This window comes from Pseudomonas brassicae (assembly GCF_010671725.1).
Taxonomy (GTDB): Bacteria; Pseudomonadota; Gammaproteobacteria; order Pseudomonadales; family Pseudomonadaceae; genus Aquipseudomonas; species Aquipseudomonas brassicae.
The window spans coordinates 1-4,913 of the sequence record NZ_JAAHBU010000254.1 but is presented as its reverse complement, the minus strand read 5'-3'; the positions used below and the strand labels follow the sequence as shown (position 1 = coordinate 4,913).

Here is a 4,913-nt window from a genome sequence, read left to right as displayed (position 1 = left end):
CAGCGAACGAGCGCGCAGCGGTCGCAAAGCCTGAATGCACGGTGTACCCGATCGAAGCGTGGTACCTGCATCACCGCGCCAGCGCAGACGCCTGCGCATCGTGAGGTGCACCGTGCGCGTGCAGCCACTGCAGCAACTCGCCCCACAACGCGCGCGCGCTGCGGTGAAAATAACCCATGTGGCCCATCGGCGCGCCGTGCGCGCGCGAAGGGATGTCCAGGGTCGTCACGGGCGCGTTGCAGTAACCCTTGATGAACGCATCGCGCGAGCGCGGTGGTGCCCACAGGTCATCTTCAGACGCCGCGAACAGGCAGGGCATGCGCACGCTGGCATAGTTCTCAGCCAGATAGGCCATGGCAGGATCATCGAAGAAGTAGTGCGGATAGGCACACCAGCGCTTCCAGTCCTTGTATACGCCCATCGGCAAGTCCGACCCCATTCCCAGCAGGCTCCAGGCCATGTAACCCTTGCAGGCGACGATCAAGGGCAACACTGCCCCCCACAGCGCGCGAACCTTGAGTGCTTCTCGGGTGGGCATCCAGCCGGTCCAGCCAGCCCCGCAACCCAGGCTGTAACACGCACTGATGGCGGCGTGATTGGGCAGCAGCCCGATGGCCTGCCCGCCATGGGAGTGGCCGACCCAATAGAGAGGCAGGTCGTCCTGGGCAAGCAGGTCCACTGCCGCCGCAAGGTCCAGGCGGCCCCAGTCGAGGTAGGACATGGCAAAGCCATCCAGCGAGGCCGGGCGTGATTCCCCGATACCGCGGTAGTCGAGCGTCAGCACGTTGTAGCCTTTGCTGGCGGCATAGTGGGCGAAGGGGCGGTAGAAGCGTTGCTGCACGCCAGTGGCGCCGGCAACCAGCACATTGGCGCGGGCGCCTGCCGCCGGCTGGTAACGGCGGGCAGACAGCGGGTAGCCGTCGCGTGCGCGCAGTTGCACCGGCGTGCACACAACAGGCGCGGTAGAAGGTGATGCGGTAGCGATCATGGGGGCAATACCTGATAAACGATGGAAAAGCCCAGTGACTATTGCCCATCGGTGCGGCGCTGATCAGCCAGAAACAGCGCCTGTCTGTTTCGCGTTACCCCATCATCTGGCTCTGGCGTATGCGTGGCTTGCCCGGGTGGTCTGTGTCAGACTTTGCCGCTTGCGAGCGCCTTGTCAGGCGCCGGCGCTGGGAGCGAAAGACAGTTCATGGATGTATCCGCTGACAACCTGCAAAAAATCGTTTTCAACCTCGACGTCGTCGACGACTACCCGCCCGTGGGCGCCGAGCGGATGTGGGCCGAGGCGCTGCCCGACGGCACCTTCCGCGTGCGCAACATTCCGTTCTATAGCCACGAGGTGTGCCTGCACGACGAAGTGTCGGCGACCCGCAGCGCCGAGGCCTGCTGCATTTCGAGGCCATGGTGAAGCCCAGTGGCAACAGCACGGTCAGGGTGATCTTTTTTGCAGCCGGCTACGACAGCATGCTAGCAGTGCTGGAGACGCTCACCGCGATGGGCTGCACATGGGAAGGGCTCAAGGCGCATTTCTTCACGCTCAACATTGCCTCGAGCGTTTCGCTTGATGCGGTCCTCGAGCTGCTGGAGGCGCAGGCCGAGCAGGGCTGCCTGGATTACGAAAGTGGCCTGTTGCGCCAGTAGCACGTGCGGCGTAGTGCCCCGGTTGGCCAAGGGCGGAAAAAATTTGCTTTGGTGTTGTCAGGTTTTTGCGCGCCGTCGTCTTCCTCACTGAGACTGATTTTCAAACGCATCATTCAGCAGAGGAAGCCGTAAATGCGACAACCGTTCAGATGTTCGGCGCTGTACCTGGCGCTGGCGGCTGCCAGTACGTTCGCCCTGGGCTTGCCGGTAGCGGTGGCGGGTGACGTGGCGCACGAGGCCGTGCGGCGCTACCAGATTGCACCCGGGCCACTGAGCCAGGCCATCACGCGTTTCGCCGACCAGGCAGGGCTGCGCCTGATCGTAACCAGCGAGTTGCTGGCAGGGCGCCGCAGTGCAGGTCTGGATGGCGAGTTCGTCGTCGAACAGGGCCTGCAGCAGTTGTTGCAAGGCAGCGGCCTGGCCGCCAGCATCAGCGGTGACAGCCTGAGCCTGGCCGCGCTGCAGGACGATCAAGTTGCGGCCATCAACCTGGGTGCCACCACAGTCAATGCCCAGGCGTTGACCCAGAGCACTGAGCACACCCATGCCTATAACAGCGGCGTGACCGCTGTCGGCAGCAAAGTGGCCACTTCGGTACGCGAAGTTCCGCATTCGGTTTCGGTGATCACGCGCAAGCAGATCGAAGACCAGAACCTCAACAGCCTGACCGATGTGATGAGCAAGATGACCGGTGTCAGCCTGCAGAAAGGCGGCATCTCCCAGGCGTCGATGGGCAACGAGAGCAATTTCTTTTCCCGTGGCTTCGCGGTGTCCAACACCCAGATCGACGGCGGGGCGCCACTGACCACCTCAATTGCCGGCTATGGCTCGCTGAGCCAGCTGGACATGGCCCAGTACGACCACGTCGAGTTCTTGCGCGGTGTCGACGGCCTGTTCTCCAGCACGGGCGACCCCGGCGGCACCATCAATCTGGTACGCAAGCGCGCGCTGCACGACAACCAGGTGAGGTTCGCCGCCTCTGCCGGCAGTTGGGACAACTACCGCAGCGAGTTCGATGTCACTGGCCCGCTGGTCGACAGCGCAGCTATCCGTGGGCGCCTGGGCATGGCGTATCAGGACAGCAAGGCGTTCTACGATTATGGCGACACGCAGAACTCGCTGACCTACGGTTCGCTGGAGTTCGATCTTAGCCCCGACACCACGCTGACGCTGGGCGGCAGCTACCAGGACAACGACGGCGTACCCAACTTCAGTGGCTTGCCACGCTACACCAGCGGCGCCGACCTGAAGCTGCCGCGGCGCACCGCGTTCACCTCGAACTGGAACACCGTGCGGGAAAAAACCACCCAGGCCTACGTCAAAGTCGAGCAGAGTTTCACCCCCGACTGGTCGCTGACGACCGACGTGAGCTACGTCGATATCGACCGCGACTCATCGGGGCTGTACTACTTCGGTGGAGTTGACCCCGACACGGGCGATGGCCCGGCCTGGTACAACTACCCGAACACGGGTGGCAGCGTGCGCAAGTCGTTCAACAGCTATGTCAAAGGCAGCTTCGACGCCTTCGATCGGCGACATGATGTGCTGGGCGGGGTCGACTACACCCATTCGGTGGGTTCGGTGATCCAGCGTACCGGCTACATTGCCAACATACCGCTGGACCTGGGTGGGCGCACGCCACCTGCAGACCAAGGCAGCTACCTGACCAAAAACCAGTACCTGCCGGAGATTCGCAAGTCGCTGTATGGCATGCTGCGCCTGGCGCTGACCGACGAGATGAAGGTCATTGTGGGAGGGCGTGTGGCCGACTTCACCTACCAGAACAACCAGGCCTTCTTCACCGGTGCAGGCGGGCGGTCACGCTCCGGCACCCAGCGCGAAAGCGGCGAGTTCACACCCTATGCAGGCCTGACCTACGACCTTGGCGAGCAGTGGACGGCCTACACCAGCTACGCCGAGACCTTTACCCCGCAGTCGGGCTCGACCAAGGGGCCGTCCAATGCCCCGCTCGATCCCAGTACCTCGAAAAACTATGAAATCGGCTTGAAGGGCCAACTGCTCGAGGGCCGCGTCAACACGCTGTTTGCCGTGTACCGGATCGAGCAGGAAGGGGCGGCCATCGAAGACCCGCTGTACAAGGACCAGCCGATCGCCACCGGGTCTTGCTGCTTCACCAATCAGGGGCTGGTGATCAGCCAGGGCTTCGACGCCGAAGTCAGTGGCGAAGTGGCGCCGGGGTTGCAGTTGATGGCCGGCTATACCTACAACCATGCCATCGACAAGCAAAGCGACGCCTCGCGCACCACCTTCGAGGGTGTCACGCCCAAGCACCTGTTCAAGGTGTGGGGCACCTATCAGTTGCCGGGGGCGCTGCAGGACTGGACGCTCGGGGCGGGCGCCACCTCGCAGAGCCGCACGTCCAAGAGCGGTGATGCCGCCACCTACAACCCCGACAGTGGCAAGTTCGACGGTGAGTACCTGCCCTACAAGTTCATGCAGGCCGGGTACACGATCTGGAGTGGCAGCCTGGCGTACAAGGTGGACGAGCACTGGACGGCTACCGTGAACGCCAACAACCTGTTCGACAAGCGCTACTACGCCACCGTGGGCAACTCGATGTACAACAACTTCTACGGTGACCCGCGCAATTTCATGCTGACCCTGCGCGGTACGTTCTAGCGCGTGCCGATGAGCGTCACACCCGGCCAGCGCGTGACGCTCAACGGCAAGGTCCTGGCCATCAGGCTCAACTGCGCCTGCACGTCCTCGGTGCTGAACACGCCGGTCACGGGCAGGCGCTTGAGGCGCTCGTCGGTGATCAGCAGCAGGCCGGGCGTATAACGCGACAGTTCAGCCACTACGTCCCCCAGCGCACGGTTGTCGAACACCAGGCGCCCGCGCGTCCAGGCCAGGGTGGTCTCGGCCGACTGGTTGAACGGTGCCTGCAGCCCGTGCGGGTCGAAGTCGACCGCCTGGCCCTCACGGATATCGAGGCGCTGTGCTGCCACCTGGGTGCGCACGCTGTGCTCGGTAACGGCCAGCCGCACCTGCTCGCCGTCACGGCGTACATCGAAGGCGGTGCCCAGTGCGCGCATGTGCCCGCCGGCCGCCTCGACCTCGAACGGGCGCGCAGGGTCTGCAGCGACCTGCACGAACAGTTCGCCACGGTACAGGCGCAGCCGCCTGCGGTCCTGTTCTATGAGAATGTCCACGCGGGTCTGGGGCCCGAGTATCAGGCGCGAGCCATCGTCGAGGGTAAGGCTGCGGCGCTCGGCGACGGCTGTGCGCTGGTCGGCGTACCAACC

5 protein-coding genes are annotated in these 4,913 nt (G+C 63.8%); 3 read left to right on the top strand and 2 right to left on the bottom strand.

What is annotated here, in order from left to right; translation table 11 throughout:
- Positions 1-70: 70 nt before the first annotated feature.
- Positions 71-988 carry an alpha/beta hydrolase family protein gene (locus G3436_RS17340; protein WP_163947330.1) on the bottom strand — a complete coding sequence of 306 codons (918 nt, stop codon included), beginning with the start codon at positions 986-988 and terminating at the stop codon, positions 71-73.
- A 207-nt stretch (positions 989-1,195) separates the two neighbouring features.
- Between G3436_RS17340 and G3436_RS28335 the strand changes: the two genes are divergently transcribed.
- From G3436_RS28335 to G3436_RS17330, 3 genes are all read left to right on the top strand, one after another.
- Complete coding sequence (locus G3436_RS28335; RefSeq protein ID WP_279538671.1) at positions 1,196-1,414, top strand: DUF4265 domain-containing protein; 219 nt, start codon at positions 1,196-1,198, stop codon at positions 1,412-1,414.
- Complete coding sequence (locus G3436_RS17335) at positions 1,408-1,647, top strand: DUF4265 domain-containing protein (RefSeq protein WP_279538670.1); 240 nt, start codon at positions 1,408-1,410, stop codon at positions 1,645-1,647. Before G3436_RS28335 ends, G3436_RS17335 begins: the two co-directional genes overlap by 7 nt.
- Positions 1,648-1,779: 132 nt before the next feature.
- Positions 1,780-4,287: a TonB-dependent siderophore receptor gene (locus tag G3436_RS17330; protein ID WP_163947327.1), complete on the top strand. Its 2,508-nt coding sequence runs from the start codon at positions 1,780-1,782 to the stop codon at positions 4,285-4,287.
- Here G3436_RS17330 and G3436_RS17325 read toward each other — a convergent pair.
- Positions 4,284-4,913: FecR family protein (locus G3436_RS17325; protein WP_163947325.1), on the bottom strand; the 630-nt coding region annotated here is incomplete at its 5' end. The two genes, G3436_RS17330 and G3436_RS17325, sit on opposite strands and share 4 nt — an antisense overlap.